This is a genomic window from Rhodoferax ferrireducens (assembly GCF_003347515.1).
Lineage (GTDB): Bacteria > Pseudomonadota > Gammaproteobacteria > Burkholderiales > Burkholderiaceae_C > Rhodoferax.
Genome location: NZ_QEII01000320.1, coordinates 1 through 14,257 on the forward strand (window position 1 = coordinate 1; position 14,257 = coordinate 14,257).

27 protein-coding genes are annotated in these 14,257 nt (G+C 57.4%); 9 read left to right on the forward strand and 18 right to left on the reverse strand.

The genetic code is table 11. From position 1 onward, the window contains the following. Positions 1 to 148: 148 nt before the first annotated feature. From C5P05_RS29040 to C5P05_RS34775, 17 genes are all read right to left on the reverse strand, one after another. Positions 149 to 391 carry a hypothetical protein gene (locus tag C5P05_RS29040; protein WP_114973364.1) on the reverse strand — a complete coding sequence of 81 codons (243 nt, stop codon included), beginning with the start codon at positions 389 to 391 and terminating at the stop codon, positions 149 to 151. Between the two features lies 1 nt (position 392). Then, complete coding sequence (locus C5P05_RS29045; protein WP_114973365.1) at positions 393 to 1,106, reverse strand: hypothetical protein; 714 nt, start codon at positions 1,104 to 1,106, stop codon at positions 393 to 395. Further along, a complete protein-coding gene (locus C5P05_RS29050) occupies positions 1,103 to 1,999 on the reverse strand; it encodes a recombination-associated protein RdgC (protein ID WP_114973366.1) in 897 nt (298 codons plus the stop codon). Before C5P05_RS29050 ends, C5P05_RS29045 begins: the two co-directional genes overlap by 4 nt. A gap of 79 nt (positions 2,000 to 2,078) precedes the next feature. Beyond that, a complete protein-coding gene (locus C5P05_RS29055; RefSeq protein WP_114973367.1) occupies positions 2,079 to 2,279 on the reverse strand; it encodes a hypothetical protein in 201 nt (66 codons plus the stop codon). Positions 2,280 to 2,292: 13 nt separating this feature from the next. After that, positions 2,293 to 2,868: a 3'-5' exonuclease gene (locus tag C5P05_RS29060; protein ID WP_114973368.1), complete on the reverse strand. Its 576-nt coding sequence runs from the start codon at positions 2,866 to 2,868 to the stop codon at positions 2,293 to 2,295. Then, positions 2,865 to 3,416, reverse strand: a complete 552-nt coding sequence (locus C5P05_RS29065) for a hypothetical protein (protein ID WP_114973369.1) — start codon at positions 3,414 to 3,416, stop codon at positions 2,865 to 2,867. Before C5P05_RS29065 ends, C5P05_RS29060 begins: the two co-directional genes overlap by 4 nt. Positions 3,417 to 3,446: 30 nt before the next feature. Next, the gene (locus tag C5P05_RS29070; RefSeq protein WP_114973370.1) at positions 3,447 to 4,313 is read right to left on the reverse strand and encodes a hypothetical protein; all 867 of its coding nucleotides are present in this window, start codon (positions 4,311 to 4,313) and stop codon (positions 3,447 to 3,449) included. Beyond that, a complete protein-coding gene (locus C5P05_RS29075) occupies positions 4,310 to 4,882 on the reverse strand; it encodes a hypothetical protein (RefSeq protein WP_114973371.1) in 573 nt (190 codons plus the stop codon). Before C5P05_RS29075 ends, C5P05_RS29070 begins: the two co-directional genes overlap by 4 nt. Beyond that, positions 4,876 to 5,250 (reverse strand): hypothetical protein, encoded by a 375-nt coding sequence (locus C5P05_RS33900; RefSeq protein ID WP_157979478.1) that lies wholly within the window; start codon positions 5,248 to 5,250, stop codon positions 4,876 to 4,878. The genes C5P05_RS29075 and C5P05_RS33900 overlap by 7 nt, the downstream gene beginning before the upstream one ends. Continuing rightward, positions 5,250 to 6,290: a phage recombination protein Bet gene (gene bet / locus C5P05_RS29085; RefSeq protein WP_114973373.1), complete on the reverse strand. Its 1,041-nt coding sequence runs from the start codon at positions 6,288 to 6,290 to the stop codon at positions 5,250 to 5,252. Before bet ends, C5P05_RS33900 begins: the two co-directional genes overlap by 1 nt. Then, a complete protein-coding gene (locus C5P05_RS29090; RefSeq protein ID WP_114973374.1) occupies positions 6,287 to 6,511 on the reverse strand; it encodes a hypothetical protein in 225 nt (74 codons plus the stop codon). The genes bet and C5P05_RS29090 overlap by 4 nt, the downstream gene beginning before the upstream one ends. Further along, positions 6,508 to 6,765 (reverse strand): hypothetical protein, encoded by a 258-nt coding sequence (locus C5P05_RS29095; RefSeq protein ID WP_114973375.1) that lies wholly within the window; start codon positions 6,763 to 6,765, stop codon positions 6,508 to 6,510. The genes C5P05_RS29090 and C5P05_RS29095 overlap by 4 nt, the downstream gene beginning before the upstream one ends. Then, positions 6,762 to 7,016, reverse strand: a complete 255-nt coding sequence (locus tag C5P05_RS29100; RefSeq protein ID WP_114973376.1) for a hypothetical protein — start codon at positions 7,014 to 7,016, stop codon at positions 6,762 to 6,764. Before C5P05_RS29100 ends, C5P05_RS29095 begins: the two co-directional genes overlap by 4 nt. After that, entirely contained in the window at positions 7,013 to 7,546 is a 534-nt protein-coding gene (locus tag C5P05_RS29105) for a hypothetical protein (protein WP_114973377.1), read from the reverse strand. The genes C5P05_RS29100 and C5P05_RS29105 overlap by 4 nt, the downstream gene beginning before the upstream one ends. A gap of 202 nt (positions 7,547 to 7,748) precedes the next feature. Next, positions 7,749 to 8,006: a hypothetical protein gene (locus C5P05_RS29115; protein WP_114973379.1), complete on the reverse strand. Its 258-nt coding sequence runs from the start codon at positions 8,004 to 8,006 to the stop codon at positions 7,749 to 7,751. Positions 8,007 to 8,839: 833 nt separating this feature from the next. After that, positions 8,840 to 9,334, reverse strand: coding sequence for a DUF4124 domain-containing protein (locus C5P05_RS35355; RefSeq protein WP_114973380.1), 495 nt, complete (start codon positions 9,332 to 9,334; stop codon positions 8,840 to 8,842). A 32-nt stretch (positions 9,335 to 9,366) separates the two neighbouring features. Then, a complete protein-coding gene (locus C5P05_RS34775; RefSeq protein WP_232834710.1) occupies positions 9,367 to 10,152 on the reverse strand; it encodes a LexA family protein in 786 nt (261 codons plus the stop codon). Here C5P05_RS34775 and C5P05_RS29130 point away from each other — a divergent pair. Together C5P05_RS29130 and C5P05_RS29135 are read left to right on the forward strand one after the other, a co-directional pair. Beyond that, positions 10,069 to 10,314 (forward strand): transcriptional regulator, encoded by a 246-nt coding sequence (locus C5P05_RS29130; RefSeq protein ID WP_114973381.1) that lies wholly within the window; start codon positions 10,069 to 10,071, stop codon positions 10,312 to 10,314. The two genes, C5P05_RS34775 and C5P05_RS29130, sit on opposite strands and share 84 nt — an antisense overlap. After that, on the forward strand, positions 10,315 to 10,503 hold the full coding sequence (locus C5P05_RS29135; protein ID WP_114973382.1) for a hypothetical protein: 189 nt from the start codon (positions 10,315 to 10,317) through the stop codon (positions 10,501 to 10,503). 8 nt (positions 10,504 to 10,511) lie between these two features. On the opposite strand, the gene C5P05_RS33905 is transcribed toward C5P05_RS29135, so the two are convergent. After that, positions 10,512 to 10,676, reverse strand: a complete 165-nt coding sequence (locus C5P05_RS33905) for a hypothetical protein (protein ID WP_157979479.1) — start codon at positions 10,674 to 10,676, stop codon at positions 10,512 to 10,514. A gap of 28 nt (positions 10,677 to 10,704) precedes the next feature. Here C5P05_RS33905 and C5P05_RS29140 point away from each other — a divergent pair, with 28 nt between their 5' ends. The 7 genes from C5P05_RS29140 to C5P05_RS29170 all read left to right on the forward strand — a co-directional run. After that, positions 10,705 to 10,992: a hypothetical protein gene (locus tag C5P05_RS29140; RefSeq protein ID WP_114973383.1), complete on the forward strand. Its 288-nt coding sequence runs from the start codon at positions 10,705 to 10,707 to the stop codon at positions 10,990 to 10,992. After that, positions 10,989 to 11,336 carry a hypothetical protein gene (locus C5P05_RS29145; RefSeq protein ID WP_114973384.1) on the forward strand — a complete coding sequence of 116 codons (348 nt, stop codon included), beginning with the start codon at positions 10,989 to 10,991 and terminating at the stop codon, positions 11,334 to 11,336. The genes C5P05_RS29140 and C5P05_RS29145 overlap by 4 nt, the downstream gene beginning before the upstream one ends. Then, positions 11,333 to 11,605: a hypothetical protein gene (locus C5P05_RS29150; protein WP_114973385.1), complete on the forward strand. Its 273-nt coding sequence runs from the start codon at positions 11,333 to 11,335 to the stop codon at positions 11,603 to 11,605. Before C5P05_RS29145 ends, C5P05_RS29150 begins: the two co-directional genes overlap by 4 nt. Continuing rightward, complete coding sequence (locus C5P05_RS29155; RefSeq protein WP_114973386.1) at positions 11,602 to 11,826, forward strand: hypothetical protein; 225 nt, start codon at positions 11,602 to 11,604, stop codon at positions 11,824 to 11,826. Before C5P05_RS29150 ends, C5P05_RS29155 begins: the two co-directional genes overlap by 4 nt. After that, positions 11,810 to 12,115, forward strand: coding sequence for a hypothetical protein (locus C5P05_RS29160; RefSeq protein WP_114973387.1), 306 nt, complete (start codon positions 11,810 to 11,812; stop codon positions 12,113 to 12,115). The genes C5P05_RS29155 and C5P05_RS29160 overlap by 17 nt, the downstream gene beginning before the upstream one ends. Before the next feature lie 8 nt (positions 12,116 to 12,123). Then, positions 12,124 to 13,026 (forward strand): hypothetical protein, encoded by a 903-nt coding sequence (locus C5P05_RS29165; protein ID WP_114973388.1) that lies wholly within the window; start codon positions 12,124 to 12,126, stop codon positions 13,024 to 13,026. Positions 13,027 to 13,028: 2 nt separating this feature from the next. Then, a partial coding sequence (locus C5P05_RS29170; RefSeq protein ID WP_332871374.1) for a Hint domain-containing homing endonuclease occupies positions 13,029 to 14,257 on the forward strand: 1,229 nt, incomplete at its 3' end.

Genomic DNA, 14,257 nt, shown 5'->3' on the forward strand with positions numbered 1-14,257 from the left:
ATGGCATGGCCATTGGTCGCCACGATCACAGCGCCGCCTGCTGGCAGTGGCTCGACGTAGACGCCGTTCAAGTAATAGCGGATGTCGTTTTTCGCTTTGAATTCGCAAATGGCAGCGACAAGTTTGGCCTGGATATCGAGTTTCATGTTTATTCACCTTTGATATTGATCGTCACCGGCCCATTGCGCATGTCGCCGGTCATGGTGCCGTCAAGCGCAATGCGCTCGTGTTTATTGAGGTTGCGCCACTTGGCGATAAGGAAGTCGCCACGCAGCAGGCCGCGAGGCTCACGACCCTGGCCGCTGCCGCAGGAAATGCCATGGTGTTTGCACCACGTTTCAGCGGCCTGCATCGCCTGGAAGTCGCCGGCCTGCGAGAAAACGACTTTCATTTCAGTCGTACTGCTCTTGGGCTGCGCTTTCCACATCGTCGTCATCAATGTCAGCTTCGAGGCGCGTACGACCCACATACATCGACATCAAGACGGATTCCAGCGGAGTAATGACAGTTGGGCGCGATGCTGGAGTTACATCTTTTTTGTCAAATTTGAGGGCGTAGACCTCGCCCTCCTTGTTGAATGCGATTCGGAAGTTGGCGCTGTATTTGATGTCGCCCCGATCCTTGTACGGCGATGCGGAGCCGGGTCGGGCGTCTTCGTCTAGGTAAAGATGGCCGCCACCGCCGTATTCGCTTGCCTCGTAGAAAGCGTAAAAGGCGCCGCTGTCTTCAATATGGAACGACTCACGGGCCATCTTCAGCAACTCCGACATCTTCACGATGGCTGGAACGTCAGGCATCACATTGGCGATGGCTTTCTTCAGTGCAGCGTTGATTGCCTCGGAGTTTGAAGATTGGACAAACTCATTGATCGACGCATTCAGGATGTGCTGGAATTTCGAAACGTCGGAGACAGACAGTCCGTGTGGCAGCGCCTCGGAAACCTGGGCTGTGAGCGCCTTTCGGAATTCGGACCGGTAGCCGGTTGCATCGTCAATGGCCGAAGTTATAGCTGCTGTGATGTGCTTGTCCAGAATTGGCTGAAGCTTCTCAGGGGATAGTGCGGCTGCAATGGATGCTTCTAGATCGATGTTGATATTGATTTTCATGATGCAACCACCTCGCCACCCAGCACGTCCAGCAGATCCGGGATCAACGTTCGCAGCTCACCTGTGGCAATGGCCATATCAGCCTCAAAGGAGTCACGCGCATCCAGGTTACCCATCTCAAACACAACCTCCAGAAAGGTCAATTTCTTGACCTGCAGGCCTTCGGTCAGCACGAACGACACACGGCTGTCCCAAGTCAGCGCCAGCTTTGTCGGCAGCTTGCCGCTGATGATGTGGTCAGTTACCTCAACAATGTCCAGCGGGTGCTTGTTGTATTTCACGACCGCCTTGGATTCGTCGGCGGCCTTCAGCTCGCACTCGCGGTCCACTGTGAAGCCAGCGGGTGGCTCCTGCGAAATCAGCCATTCGGACATCGCCGCGGTCGGTGAAATCTTGGTGTCGACCAGGCGCACGGCCAGGCCGGGGATGCTCTTGACCAGCATCGTGACCACTTCGTCAGCCTTGGCCTGACTGCCGGCACCCACCAGTAGCAGGCCATCAGCAGGGTCGATCCAGACCAGCGTTGAGCTCAACTTGGTGAACGCCATGGGCAACAGCTCCAGCTTGATGTCGTCCTTGATCTCGCGGGTTTCCTTCTTGCCGGGCTTGCGGCCGGTGGTTTCCTCGATGTGGGCGCAGCGCTCGGCGGCCTTGCGGGTGATGACGTCGCTGGGCACGGCCTTGGTTTCGGTCATCAGTTTGAATATCCAGCCGTCGCCTACGATTTCCATCAGCGGGCCATGGGCCTCGCCGCGCGGCTCTGTCCAGCCGCTGGACTTTTCCTGACTGGCGCCGCAGGGGGTGAATTGGAATGCATCCAGGCCGTCACGAACGATGATGGGGTTCAGGGCTTCAGGGATGGCAGCGCGGTAGAGGATTGCGTTTTTGAACATGAATTACTCTCTGATTTATTGGTTGAATACGCCTATAGCCATCGCGGGCTATGCGTAGTTAGCTACTTATTTTGTAGCGTTAAAGACTGACCCGCGCCGATGAATCTCCATCGCCTGTGCGGTAGCGGTTGCCCCGCGTTGCGAAGGTGTTGCGGGTGTAGGGCAGCGCTTCGCCGGGCTGGTGCTGGCGGGCGACGTAGACGGGGAATTTCTTCTTCATCCGGTCGCTCAATGCATCGGTGACGGGCTGGCGCTGCTTTGTGGGGTGTGGGTTGGCCATGATGAATTAGCAATCAGGCCGCAGCCAAGCAGTCCTGGATGGCGAAGTACACCGCCATGCAGCCAAGCACGTCCGTCATTGCGCTATGTGCACCCACCAAAGGCTGTCCAGAGAAGTGCTGGTAGGCCTCGCCCAACTTGGGGAGCTTGTTCTTTTCCAGTTTGGTGTACGGCCGCGCCATGTAGCAGGTGCATTCGGACGGACCCGCTTTCCAAACTTCCTGCGATTCCAGTGAAAAGCCGTGGCGCATCTGGGCAATGCGGATGATGCGAGCGTCAAAGCTCTGGTTGTGACCGATGCGCATGCGCTCGGACCACAGCTGCAGGAACATTTCAAGCGCCACCGGCTCACTGATGCCGACGTCCAAGGCGTGCTCGGTAGTGATGCCGTGAATGGCCGTGACTTCATCAGAAATGGTCCAGCCGTCCGGCTTCACGATCACATCCATGCTGGCGATAGTGTTGCGCGCGTCCAGGTCCACCAGGCAGGCAGCAAGTTGCACGATGTGCGGCTGGTCGGGGTGCTCGGATGGCTCTTTCCATAGGACCATTCCTGTTGTCTCTGAATCGTAAAAAAGTGCGGTGTTCATGTGATGTGCTTCCATATTTTTCCATTGCGGATTTGCTTGATGACGGTCTTGCTGACGCCGTAGCGAGCAACCAGGACGCCGGTTTTTTCTGTGCTGTGTTTGATTCGCCCAGCCTGTTCCTCGGTCAACTTGGCGCACCACTGTTTACTGCCGATGACCGGGCGTGGAACCATTGCCCCCGTTTGGTACAGGCCCTTCAGGGTCGCGCTTGTCTTTGCCTTACTTTCCGATCTGTGGGTTGAGCCGGTCTTGTGGTGGCGGTTGTGTTCGCTGGGTGATAACGATTCGACGTTGTCGGCAGTGTCGTTGTCTCGGTCTTCGTCGTCATGATGGGCGTGCTCTTCAGGCGTCAGCGCCCGGCCCAGCTTCGATGCAAGAACCACCCGATTACGCCGCACATAGATGCCGTTACTGACAACTGGCGCATCGGGAAAGAATGGGTGCGGCCTGATGCGTACGCGCCAGTAGCGGTTCTTTCCGCGCGCCGGATACTCGCCGATAACCTCAATGCCATGAGGTAGCACGTAGATGGCTGGTTTTTGCCTCATAGGTTTTTCTCGGGTAGTGAATGGAAAGGGTCAGGCCGCAACAGCCTGCTTGCGGATGGAGATGGACTCCGTGAACACCGGCTTGATGCCGGGGATCTTCAAGTTGGCCTGCTGCAACTTGGCCATGGCCTTGATGTTCTTGTCGCTCACATCGAGCAGCGACAGCAGGGCCAGATTGCCATCGGCCACTTGCAGGCCGATGTACTTGACCAGTGCGGCCTTGTCGGTGACTTCGGCGCTCCAGGTGCCGCTGGTACCCTTAAGTGGGGCGGAGTAGCTGGACACGGGCGCGGTGTAGATGGCTTGGACTGCCACGGCGGTAACTTGGCGGGCGGTATCAACCTGCACCATGGCCTGCGTCACCATGGCCTGCGCCGCCTGTTCACTGCCTGCCTTACTCAGTTCCTCCGCCTTGCGCGCTGACTCCTGCGCGGCGGCAATGGCCTCGGCTTCCAGCTGGGCGGCAGCGGCGGCGGCGTCCCGGCGCTTCTTCGCCTCCGCTTCCTCGGCAATGCGCTGGGCTTCGGCCTTGGCGCGGTTATAGGCGGTCAATTTGATCTTTCCCGCAGCAATCAGGCCGTCCAGTTGGGTGCGGGCGGGCGAGTAGCCATTCATCAGCCATTTCTGCGCGTCCAGCAAGGGGGCGGTGCGTTCCTTGCGCTCTGTCTCGATGGCCGCCGACACGGTAGCCAGCCGGCCCAGCATTTCAATCAGGTCGGCGGCCATGTCGTCCGAGTCGATCACCATGGTGGGGGCGATCTCCATGTCGACGGCCACGGCTGACAGCAGGCCCTGAATGTCGGGCCCGGTCACGACCAGGTTGCGGACCTCCACCTTGATGGCGGTGGAGGCAGCGGTGGCGCTGGCGATGGGGGTGAGGGCGAGTTGTTGGTTCATGAATTACTCCAGTTGGATAAAGTGATAAGTGCTTGGAATGCAGGCCAGTCCTGCGGCGAGTCCCAGGGGATAAATTTGTAGGTGCCGTCCGGTCGCAGTTGCACCGTGGCCCGGCGCGCCAGCATCCACAGCGAGTCCTCTTCGGCGCTCAGTTGCCGGTATGCCGCCGTCTGCATGCCCCACACCTTGTGCGGTTGCAGGCTGGTCTTGATGTCGATGATGTAGGGCACGTTGGCCAAGTGGCCGCGTCGGTCCATGGTCCCGGCAAACCCGAAGCGCTCGGAATAGCATTGCGCCTCGATACCCGTCCACACGGCTTTATGGTCGGCGCAGAACTTGATCCAGGCGTCCAGGTAGCCGCGATAGGTTCCCACGCTGCTGTCGTCAAGGTCGCCTTCATCGTGGTACTCGGTCAGCTTGTGCACGTAGGAGCCGCGCTGGCAGGCCGCTTCCAGAACGTCCACCGGGACCATACCGAAATCATGGAGTCGGGAGAGAACAGCGGTTACAGATGGCTTCACCACGCCGTTGTATTGGTACTGGTGAAGTTCCTCGTTGAAGGTCAGCATGTGCGCTGCTCCACCTGGGTTTCAATGGTCAAGCGCCATTGATTGCTGATGCAGTTCCAGTGGCTTATGGCGAGTTTCAAGTCACTGGTAAGCCGCCAAATTGATGCCCTCGCGGTGGATTTGCTATCCAGTACGCAAAAGTTTTCACAGATTTTCAACACTGTGTCCAACTCTCTCCAGGTGGCGCTAACTGGCGACTCGGGCACAAAGGAAACCGAGTTGCGCCAGCCATAAATGAAGCCTCCGACAGCCGAAGCTTGTTTGCATACGAAGTCATAGTGATGGCGAGACATTTCCATCAATAGGTCAACAGTTTCAAGTGACAGCGGCAGTTCAAACCGGGGTTGCGAGGTAATTTCAATTCTCATCACAACCTCGCCTTGATTTCTTTGAACGTCGCCTTACTCATGCCGGTCAGCGTGAGGGGGTCCAGGTCAAGCTGCATGCCTTCCAGCAGTCCAGCGAGATCTATCTTCTTGGCTGAACAAGTCTTGATGACATTCATGCACTCGCCAGCGCTGGCGGGCTCGCCAGTCGGCGTGTTGACGGGCATGGCGGCTTGCTTCTGCGCTGCAGCTTGCGCGGGCTTGACTGGTAGTTCTTCCACTTTCTCGGCCGGGATGACGGGCTGTAGCACCACGGGCGCCTCGGGCTCAGGCAGTGCGGCCTGGGCGGCTTCACTGGCGCGCTTGGGCTTTGCTGGCTCAGCGGCAGGCTCAGGCGCGGTGTAGGTTTCGAACTCAAAGGCCCGGCCTTCCATTTCTTCGGCGGTCGGTATGGACCCCACTTCGGAGAAGCCCTTGCGCAGGGCCTGGGCTTCAGCGCATTTCGCTAACTGGCCGCGCGTGCGGCGTGCCCACATTTCATTTGGCACATCCGAATCGCGTCCTGCCGTGGCGTAGTTCTCAATCCAGTATTCAACGGCCGTCCAAGCGCAACGAACGCCCTGAACGATTCGATACACAGTGATGGAGCACCACTCCGGATACTCCAGGCCCTCGTCTACCCACTCTTCCTTCTTGACCTTCTTGTCGCGGCCGGGCACTGAAACCCATTCGGTCTTCAGTCGCTGGTAATTCATGACGATCATCGGGCCGAACACGGGCGCTTCCTGCCCGGCATACTGCCCAGTGCGCGCCGCCTGAATCCGATACAACCCAATGCCGGGCATGATGGTGTCGCGCATTTCCGACTTGTCATTGCCGTAGTTGTCCTTCTCGCCGGTCTTGCAACGCATCGGTACGATGTGCACCGGCTTCAGCATCGGGTCAAGGCTCGCGGCTCGGCAGTAACTCAGCACCAGGGCGGCGCTAGTGCGCTTGGCTCCCGGGTAAAGGCTGCTGCACAGCACATCAATCAACTCATCGTCTTGCATGACGGCAATTTCGTGGTTCGTAGCTGCGTTCATGATTCACTCCCTTTAGATTGATAGACACCCGCACGAATATGCGGACGATTGACTTGATGCGCCTTGGCCTTAGCCTCATCAGCCCGCCTTATCAGTGTGTCGAGGCTGGGGCTCTCATCGAAGCCGTAGAGTTCAGCGTAGACGCGGGCCACGATGCAACCAGCGAACACGGCGGCGACAAGCACCCAGAAGGCGATGCCGGAGATTTCGAGAAAGTTCACGCCTTCACTCCACAGAATGGGCAGAAGCTGAAAAACATGTTCTGCGTCGTCGTTTTCAGCTTGGTAGCCCCGCTTTTGAGTGGGACCATCGCGGACTGCTTCACAGGCATGTAGCCCAGTACCTTCATGCTGTCGCCAACAATCGCAAAGCCGTAGCCTTGCAGTTCGGTGCCGTGGACAGTGGCCAAAGGGGATTGCTCCTTGAAGCGCTCGGTCAGCTTTTCCTCAAGGTCTTTTTTGCAGTTGCAATTCATTTCTCAACTCCCGCTGTAATTGTTTCCTCTTCCAAGCACCGATAGACGCCCTTTGAAACCTTCTCTGCGACCACATCCGGGCCGCCGCACATGTCGATTGCAGCTCTCAGCGCCTTGATCTCGTCGTGGTTCTCGGCAATGGCTGCATCAGCCGCAGCGCTTCTGCCGTCATCCTTTGGCGCAGAAAGCGCGACGGCGAATGCAAGGGTCAGGACAAGCGTGAGGAATATGCTGTTGATGGGGCGGATCATGTGGCGCTCCTTATGGCTTTGGCGATGGCTTTATGAGCGCGTCCAATGCGAACGATGCGCTCTGCCGTGGATTCGGCGTCATCCTCTTGCGGCATGGATAGCATGTTTTTCAGCGCCTCCAGCAACTCCGCATTCACCGTCGCAGGCGATGCGGCCTCTTGGGGTGCTACTGGCCAGTTCTTTATCTTGGTGCATCCTGTGTTCTTTTCGTACCATGTAATCATTCCCATCACGCGAGACACGGCGCGCCGGTCTTGCTCATCTCTGGTTTGAGGGAACATTTCGCCGCGTCTTGCAGCCTCGCGATCAACGGCATAGATTGCCCTGTTAACCGCGTCAGCAGTAATACCAACAGGCTCCACCGGCTGCGCAATGTCTTGCTCAAGCGCGGCGATAGCGCGGTCAATCTCCGTCATCGCTTCGTCATCGCATCCGTTTTGCTCGGTAGGATGTCTGTCGGCATACCAGAGTAGGCCATTCTTAGCAGTTTCAAGCGCCTCAAGCACTAATTCAGTCGTTGTCTTTTTCATGATCCATCCCTCATAACAAATGATTGCGCCAATGAATGGTTGTTGAAGTAGTAGTTGTCGAAGCCGCCTTTTGACAGCGTGCGCGGGGCGTCAAGCGGTCCCGTCCAGCCGCAGCAGATTTCGAGATAGCCATCGGGCGTGCATTTGTCTTTCCCGATCAGAATCTGACCCGTCAGGCATGAGACGCCGCAGGGTATGTGACTCATGCGATGCCCCGAAGATCAAGATTGCGCTGAATCTGCTCCTGCATCGACTTGATGAAGGCCTCGTTATTCAGCCGGTGCGCCTTGTCGTAGTTCGCAGCAAGATCGGCGGCGATGCGGTCGGCCTCGCGGCAATCGCTGGATCCGTGATTTCCTGCGCCGAAGGTCTGCCCGCAATGGCTGCATGAGGTAACGGCAAAACGGGGTTTTTTGGAGTAAATGAGTGGCGAAAATGGTGGATGAGCATTGTTTGACATATCGACTCCTTTGTTGATGGGCGTAAAAAAGCCCGATCAGGTCGGGCGTGTGGGTGGGTTGATGGCGTTACTTGCTCACCGGGAGGTGATCCGCTACTTGACTCCCGAATCACTCTTTTCTTCACCATCAAGCAAGCGGCCGTCCATTTCTGGTCACCGTAGTGGAAGCCAATTGAGCCTCCAGCCGATTGCTTGATAGCCGCCGCTTGCTCCCGGCGAGTCGCGTAAAGATTGACGGCCCTGCACTCCTTTGAAGCAAGGTTTGTTGCAGTTGAAATTGGCGTATCGGCAGCGGAGCTAAACCGCTGTTGCAGGGCTGTCACAAATGCCAGCTATTGCGAACTGGCATTTGTGATGCCACTCTTGCGAATGGCCCGGATTTACTCGCTCCGTGTACGACTGTCTTTTTAGCTCTCGCTGGGGACAACACCCAGCGTCGTTGTATGTGCCCTTGGCTGTTGAGGCCTTGGTTGCGGGAGGGTCCATCGTTTGCAAGCCTGGTTACTGCAAATCCCCGAAATCCCACTGCACGCTGGTTCACCCAGCACCTACGATGACCCTCGGGACTTTCACAAATCCCCCGGCAGACTGTTGGAGTGGCCTGCAATCACTGAGCGCGGTGGTGAGAGTCGATGCTGTCAGCCGATGCCGCGAACTGGTTTGTTTGCGGCACGACTGAATTACATCATTTAATGAAAGACTCGTCAACATCATTTAATGAATTGGCTGATTTATTTTTTTATAGCGCACCCGCATAGGTGCAACAAGGCGTAAAAAAACCGCCTCTTGGGCGGTTGTTGGTGTAGCGGCTGCGCTACGTTAGTGTTTGCAACTCACTTATTGCAGACAGTGGTCCCTGAATAGGTCCCGCTGTAGGAGGTCATATTCCCTGCCCCGTAGCTATTTGCGAGCCCGTTATTCACTCCAAAAGTGCTGCAAACAGTTGGCCTCGCCGCCCGCCTTGCATCCTTCTTTGCCTGCTCAGACGCTACCTTGTTTTGCCTGGCGTCCGCAATCATCTGGTGGTGTTCAACGGTGACAGCAAGTGTGCTCGCACGGTCAAAGTCGCCTCGGGCGAGGTGCCCTGCAATCTTTCCGGACAACTCCCGCTCATAAACACTTGCCTGAGACGGCCTATCCCCTGGGGGCGCCTGGTACCCGGCTGGCCCGGCCGGAATATCGACGGACTGGATTGACTTTGATGTTGTCGCGCAAAGGACGTCACTGTAGGTAATTCGCCCATCCGGGCCCGTGCATTTGCGCAGCTGCGCCTGCGCGGCCCCAGTGAGTGCGATGAAAAGCAATATGACAGTGATTGATTTTTTCATAAACCCCCTTACGGCGCTCCTGCACCAAGACTTCAGCGGTATCGCCGCTCCACAGCTCGAAGTACGCCGATGATGCGACTGTCGCCCAAAGGCTTTATCGGGTACCGTGGATTCAGCGGCTTGAGATACCAGTCCGACCCATCCTTCACCAGCTGCTTGAATGTGGTTTCATCGCCGCCGTTCTTGGCAACCACGTAATCGCCGGGTTGCGGGTCCAACTCAGGCTCAATGATGAGGATCATCCCCGCCAGGAATTCAGGTTCCATGCTGTCACCAGCGACACGCAGGGCAAATGTGTGCGCTTTGATGGGAACCGATGTCGGTATCCACTCCGCGCCCCCGTCGCCCGGGTGGAAGTTGTCGATGAATTCTTTATACATACCTGCCTGAACATCAGAGAGCAATGGGACTGCTCCGTGAACGGCGGGGCCAGCGCTTGTATTTTGCTCCATGTCCAGAGTGTCAAGCCAGTTAATTGGCAGGCCTGCACACTCTTCAATTGAGCGTGCAACTTTTTCCCCAAACGAGGCTTTTCCTGATAGCAGATCAGCGGTCTGGTTGGTTTTTTTTCCAATAAGCAAGCCCAACGCCGTGGGGCCCTCAATCTGGCGCAGGGCGGCAAGTTGTTTTAGGCGGGTGATTCTGATGAGCTTAAGTGACATGCGGCCCGAGATTGGCACGGGCGCATCATCAAATGATGTTGACACATCATTCATTGTTTGATGTAATGGGGCATGCATTTCAAAAACTACTTTTTCGGCCTCGCACGAAAAGACCGCCCAGCTTTCGCTGAAAAGGTTGGTACGACAGCCGGCCATTTAACGAACTTTTGCTACGGATATACGCCTCTCGCTCCTGCAGTTTGCGTGGCAATTGAGCAAGTCACCAATGGCGAAGTTACCCGCCAAGAACTTCGCCCTGATGACTGGCACTTGAACTGGCCAGAGCTTACCAAAGTAGCAGAAAAGTCGGTGAACTGAATGCAGATCAAACCCTTGCACCAAGCCACCCGCGCCGACGTCACAGCCCTGGCGCACGCTGCCGCCGAACGCGACGAACCCAGCGAGCAGGCCAACCCCTTCGAGCCTGGCACGCCGAATCACCGCGCCTTCGCCGTGGACTACTACCAGCACATGCTGGCTGGCGAATCGGTCGAAGTGGCGGCCTGACATGCGCATTACCCCGCCCGCAGCTCGTCAATCTTCCACTGGTATTCAGTGATGCAGACCAAACGCACGCGCACCAGCATGGCCGCCACCCCCGCAGCCGCCCACTCATGCAGCGGCGCGAGCACTGGCACTGGTAGTTCTACCACTTTGGCTTGTTCATAGTTTTTTGACATGGCTGACTCCTTAAGGCTTGAGACACAAATGACACACGACGACGAAACCCCGGTATTCAGCCGCGCCACAGTAGCTCGGACCGAGAAGCTCACCATCATTCCGCCGCTGACCATCCGTCAAACCGAATCCATGGCGCGTGACATTCAAGGGCTCTCCGAGTTGCACGGCATGGAAAAAAGCGAGTACATCAGGCATTTGGTGGCGAAGGATAAGGCGGAACAAGAGGGTATTTGGAAGGCTCGGAACCAATTGTTTTCCAAGCCGCCCGTCAAGACAACAAATACAACGGATGACGGCGAAGGACGGCAATCATGAGCGCCAAACACGCATCCATTGCGAATTCGCAAGATTGGGCCGCCATGGGCTTGCCATCAGAGTGCGGCCAGAACGCATTTACCGGCTGCCCGGCTCGCGGGAGAGATGCTGCGATCGACGCACTAAAGAAGCCCGGGCCCAAGCCAGACGGCAAGCTGAGTGCTGCGGAGGCGCACGAAGCGCACAACGCATCGGCGAGGGCCTGGTACGCACGCAAGCGAAATGCCGAGCTTGAGGCGCAGGCGCTGGCATTTAAACCGGGCGCGAACTCGCACAACTACGCATCGGCGCCCACAGCATCCAAGCCAGCGACGACCGCATCCGCGCGGTTCGCAACAGCATGAGCAACATCACCAACATCGCCCAGGTGCTGGATGCAGCGCCGCCGACACCGGCCTGTTTCCCCGATCGCCTGCAGTGGAGCCAGGTCTTGCTGTCGGCGCAGAAGTACACCAAGGCCCGCGTGCTGCCATTCTCGAAGGCCGGCATCTACCAACCCGAGTACTCGTTCTGCCGTGACTGCACCACGCAACACGCGGCGCAAATGGCGCTCGCTGGCAAGTGCAATCCGAACAAGTTTCGCGCCGACGTGTTGAACAAGGAGCTTGCATGAGCCACGATCACGACAAAGCCCGCGCGGCCACCACGGCCGAAGTGTCGTGCTTGGGCAAGGTGCCGTTCGCCAGTTTCTCGCTGGCCAACACCGTCATCAATCGCCAGCGCACAAAGCACCGCGAGGGCCGCTCGTCCTACCACTGCACGCACTGCCAGCAGTGGCACATCGGCACCGACAACGGCCAGCGCGCCAAGGCCCGCCATGACCGCCACGCATGAGCACCTTCCTGTTTGGAACGATGCGCAGATCAAGCGCTTTGTATTCCGGCATGGCCTGTTTCAGCGCCGCGGCGTGGAGTTCTTTGCGGCTGAAAAACTGGCTGAAAGCCTGGTTCTGCGCGACTACGAACGCGACGACCGGCGCATCTGCCTTGAGTGCGATGGCTGGCAACGCGGCGGCAAGTGCTTCCACGTTACCCAAGGAACCATGCCCAACGTTTCACCCCGGCACGAGCCCGTCATGAACGTGCTGCAGCGCTGCGACTTCTTCAAATTTTCCACCCCATGAGTAACCCTATGACTATCAAGACGATCAACCTGAAATCCATTCGCATTGACGGTGGCACCCAGGCCCGCGTTTGCATCAACAACGACCTGGTGGCCGAGTACGCGCAGGCCATGCAGGGCGGAGTGCAGTTCCCCAACAGCGAAGTGTTTTTTGATGGTGTGGATTACTGGCTGGCAGATGGCTTTCACCGCCTGCACGCCATGCTCACATTGGGCAAGGCATCGGCGGCCGTGATGGTGTTCAACGGCACCCTGCGCGACGCCATCCTGCACTCGCTGGCCGTCAACAACGACCACGGCCTGCGCAAGTCCAACGAAGACAAGCGCAAGTCGGTGCAGACCATGCTGGACGACGCCGAGTGGTCGAAACTCAGTGACCGCGAGATTGCCAAGCATTGCGGCTGCACCCATCCCCTGGTGGGCGCCATGCGCAATCCGAAGCCGGCAACACAAGCGCCGGCCGCTGCACCGAGTGGTAGCTCTTCCACTTCAACCCCGGATCTTGGCGCGCAGAAATTGGGGACAGCTGGTAGTTCTACCACTGCCGCAGCAAAACCAGCGCCAGCCAAGACCCAGGCGCAGGAACAAGCCGAGCAGAACGCCATGGACGCGCACGGCGACTTGGACCCCATCGAAATGCTCGAAGCGGCTGAAAAGCAAGTCGCCACCCTTCAGCAAGAACTGTTTGCCCTGCAGGCCGATGACCAGAAGGCCGAAACCCTGAAATTCAAGCGCATCGCTGACACTGCCGTGCGCCGCCAGGACGAGCTGATGGAAACCGTCAATGCGCGTGAAAAAGAGTTGCAGCGCCAGGCCAATTGGCTGCGTCGCATCGGCGCGGCTCTCGGTGAAGAAGACCACAGCAAGCTGGCCGCCCGGGTGGAAGCGCTGGCTCGTACTGCGAAGGTTTAATCATGGCCCTCGAACTTCGCCCCGAGCAACAGCAAGTCGTTGATGACATCAGCGCAGCCTTTCGCGCCGGTTACAAGCGCGTCATGGTGTCGGCCGCCTGCGGCTTCGGTAAGTGCCACGGCAAGGGAACCAAGGTCATCATGGCCGATGGCTCCATCAAGGCCGTCGAAGATGTTGAAGTGGGTGACCGCCTGCTTTCACCAACAACAACCCCAAGGACGGTATTGAGCCTTGGGCGTGGCCGGGAAGAAATGCACCGGGTTGTCCCCGTCAAAGGCGACTCTTACACGGTAAATTCATCACATCTTTTGTCTCTTAAATTGTCAGCTGCAAGGTCTGCCATATTGAGCAATGGGCAACGGGTCAAGTTGGGCGAAACGATTGCGATTGATGTACCGACATTTCTCGCCAGCAACGCTACTGCCCGCAAGAGCCTTGTGGGTTGGCGCGCTCCAACAGTCGAATTTGAGACTGAAAAACATACCCTTGAAGTCCCTCCCTACATTCTTGGTGCATGGCTTGGTGACGGCAGTCTCAACCACCCAGTAATTACAAAACCTGATTGCAACATGGTGGTGCAATGGGCGCAATGGGGCGAAAGTCTTGGCTGCACGGTGCATTACGACACCTATGGCGACAAATGCCAAGGAATTCGTCTCACTACAGCACGCGGCGAACGCAACCCGGTCAAGGACAGGCTGCGCTCAATTGGCGTCCTGTCTGATAAGCATATTCCAAGCAGCTACCTGACGGCCTCATATGCCGATCGAATGGAGTTGATTGCCGGGCTTCTTGATTCAGATGGCTACACGGCGGCAGGCGGTTACGAATTCACCAGCAAATATGAAGTTCTCGCCCGACAATTTGCATTTCTCTGCCGATCTGTCGGTCTTGCATGCTATGTGAAGCCGGTCAGCAAGGGTATTGCATCGACTGGCTTTGTGGGTGACTACTGGTTGTGCGCAGTCAGTGGCGATTGCGAACGCGTCCCATGCCTTGATAAACCCGCCCGTGTTCGCACCATCAATAAAGACCACTTGGTAACTGGAATTTCCAGCATTGATCCGCTCGGTATTGATGACTACTTCGGGTTTGAGTTGGATGGCGACCATCTGTACCTGCTGGAAGATTTCACGGTTTGCCACAACACCGAGCTGGCCACGGCCATTCTGCTGGCCGCCAAGAACAACGGCAAGCGCGGTGGTTTTCTGGCCGATCGCATCAGCCTGTG

Excerpts from the sequence above, each read along its gene's own strand:
- C5P05_RS29040 (WP_114973364.1), bottom strand. The coding sequence starts at position 391 with ATGAAAGTCGTTTTCTCGCAGGCCGGCGACTTCCAGGCGATGCAGGCC.
- C5P05_RS29045 (WP_114973365.1), bottom strand. The coding sequence starts at position 1,106 with ATGAAAATCAATATCAACATCGATCTAGAAGCATCCATTGCAGCCGCA.
- C5P05_RS29050 (WP_114973366.1), bottom strand. The coding sequence starts at position 1,999 with ATGTTCAAAAACGCAATCCTCTACCGCGCTGCCATCCCTGAAGCCCTG.
- C5P05_RS29055 (WP_114973367.1), bottom strand. The coding sequence starts at position 2,279 with ATGGCCAACCCACACCCCACAAAGCAGCGCCAGCCCGTCACCGATGCA.
- C5P05_RS29060 (WP_114973368.1), bottom strand. The coding sequence starts at position 2,868 with ATGAACACCGCACTTTTTTACGATTCAGAGACAACAGGAATGGTCCTA.
- C5P05_RS29065 (WP_114973369.1), bottom strand. The coding sequence starts at position 3,416 with ATGAGGCAAAAACCAGCCATCTACGTGCTACCTCATGGCATTGAGGTT.
- C5P05_RS29070 (WP_114973370.1), bottom strand. The coding sequence starts at position 4,313 with ATGAACCAACAACTCGCCCTCACCCCCATCGCCAGCGCCACCGCTGCC.
- C5P05_RS29075 (WP_114973371.1), bottom strand. The coding sequence starts at position 4,882 with ATGCTGACCTTCAACGAGGAACTTCACCAGTACCAATACAACGGCGTG.
- C5P05_RS33900 (WP_157979478.1), bottom strand. The coding sequence starts at position 5,250 with ATGAGAATTGAAATTACCTCGCAACCCCGGTTTGAACTGCCGCTGTCA.
- bet (WP_114973373.1), bottom strand. The coding sequence starts at position 6,290 with ATGAACGCAGCTACGAACCACGAAATTGCCGTCATGCAAGACGATGAG.
- C5P05_RS29095 (WP_114973375.1), bottom strand. The coding sequence starts at position 6,765 with ATGAATTGCAACTGCAAAAAAGACCTTGAGGAAAAGCTGACCGAGCGC.
- C5P05_RS29100 (WP_114973376.1), bottom strand. The coding sequence starts at position 7,016 with ATGATCCGCCCCATCAACAGCATATTCCTCACGCTTGTCCTGACCCTT.
- C5P05_RS29105 (WP_114973377.1), bottom strand. The coding sequence starts at position 7,546 with ATGAAAAAGACAACGACTGAATTAGTGCTTGAGGCGCTTGAAACTGCT.
- C5P05_RS29115 (WP_114973379.1), bottom strand. The coding sequence starts at position 8,006 with ATGTCAAACAATGCTCATCCACCATTTTCGCCACTCATTTACTCCAAA.
- C5P05_RS35355 (WP_114973380.1), bottom strand. The coding sequence starts at position 9,334 with ATGAAAAAATCAATCACTGTCATATTGCTTTTCATCGCACTCACTGGG.
- C5P05_RS29130 (WP_114973381.1), top strand. The coding sequence starts at position 10,069 with ATGCATTTCAAAAACTACTTTTTCGGCCTCGCACGAAAAGACCGCCCA.
- C5P05_RS34775 (WP_232834710.1), bottom strand. The coding sequence starts at position 10,152 with ATGGCCGGCTGTCGTACCAACCTTTTCAGCGAAAGCTGGGCGGTCTTT.
- C5P05_RS29135 (WP_114973382.1), top strand. The coding sequence starts at position 10,315 with ATGCAGATCAAACCCTTGCACCAAGCCACCCGCGCCGACGTCACAGCC.
- C5P05_RS33905 (WP_157979479.1), bottom strand. The coding sequence starts at position 10,676 with ATGTCAAAAAACTATGAACAAGCCAAAGTGGTAGAACTACCAGTGCCA.
- C5P05_RS29140 (WP_114973383.1), top strand. The coding sequence starts at position 10,705 with ATGACACACGACGACGAAACCCCGGTATTCAGCCGCGCCACAGTAGCT.
- C5P05_RS29145 (WP_114973384.1), top strand. The coding sequence starts at position 10,989 with ATGAGCGCCAAACACGCATCCATTGCGAATTCGCAAGATTGGGCCGCC.
- C5P05_RS29150 (WP_114973385.1), top strand. The coding sequence starts at position 11,333 with ATGAGCAACATCACCAACATCGCCCAGGTGCTGGATGCAGCGCCGCCG.
- C5P05_RS29155 (WP_114973386.1), top strand. The coding sequence starts at position 11,602 with ATGAGCCACGATCACGACAAAGCCCGCGCGGCCACCACGGCCGAAGTG.
- C5P05_RS29160 (WP_114973387.1), top strand. The coding sequence starts at position 11,810 with ATGACCGCCACGCATGAGCACCTTCCTGTTTGGAACGATGCGCAGATC.
- C5P05_RS29165 (WP_114973388.1), top strand. The coding sequence starts at position 12,124 with ATGACTATCAAGACGATCAACCTGAAATCCATTCGCATTGACGGTGGC.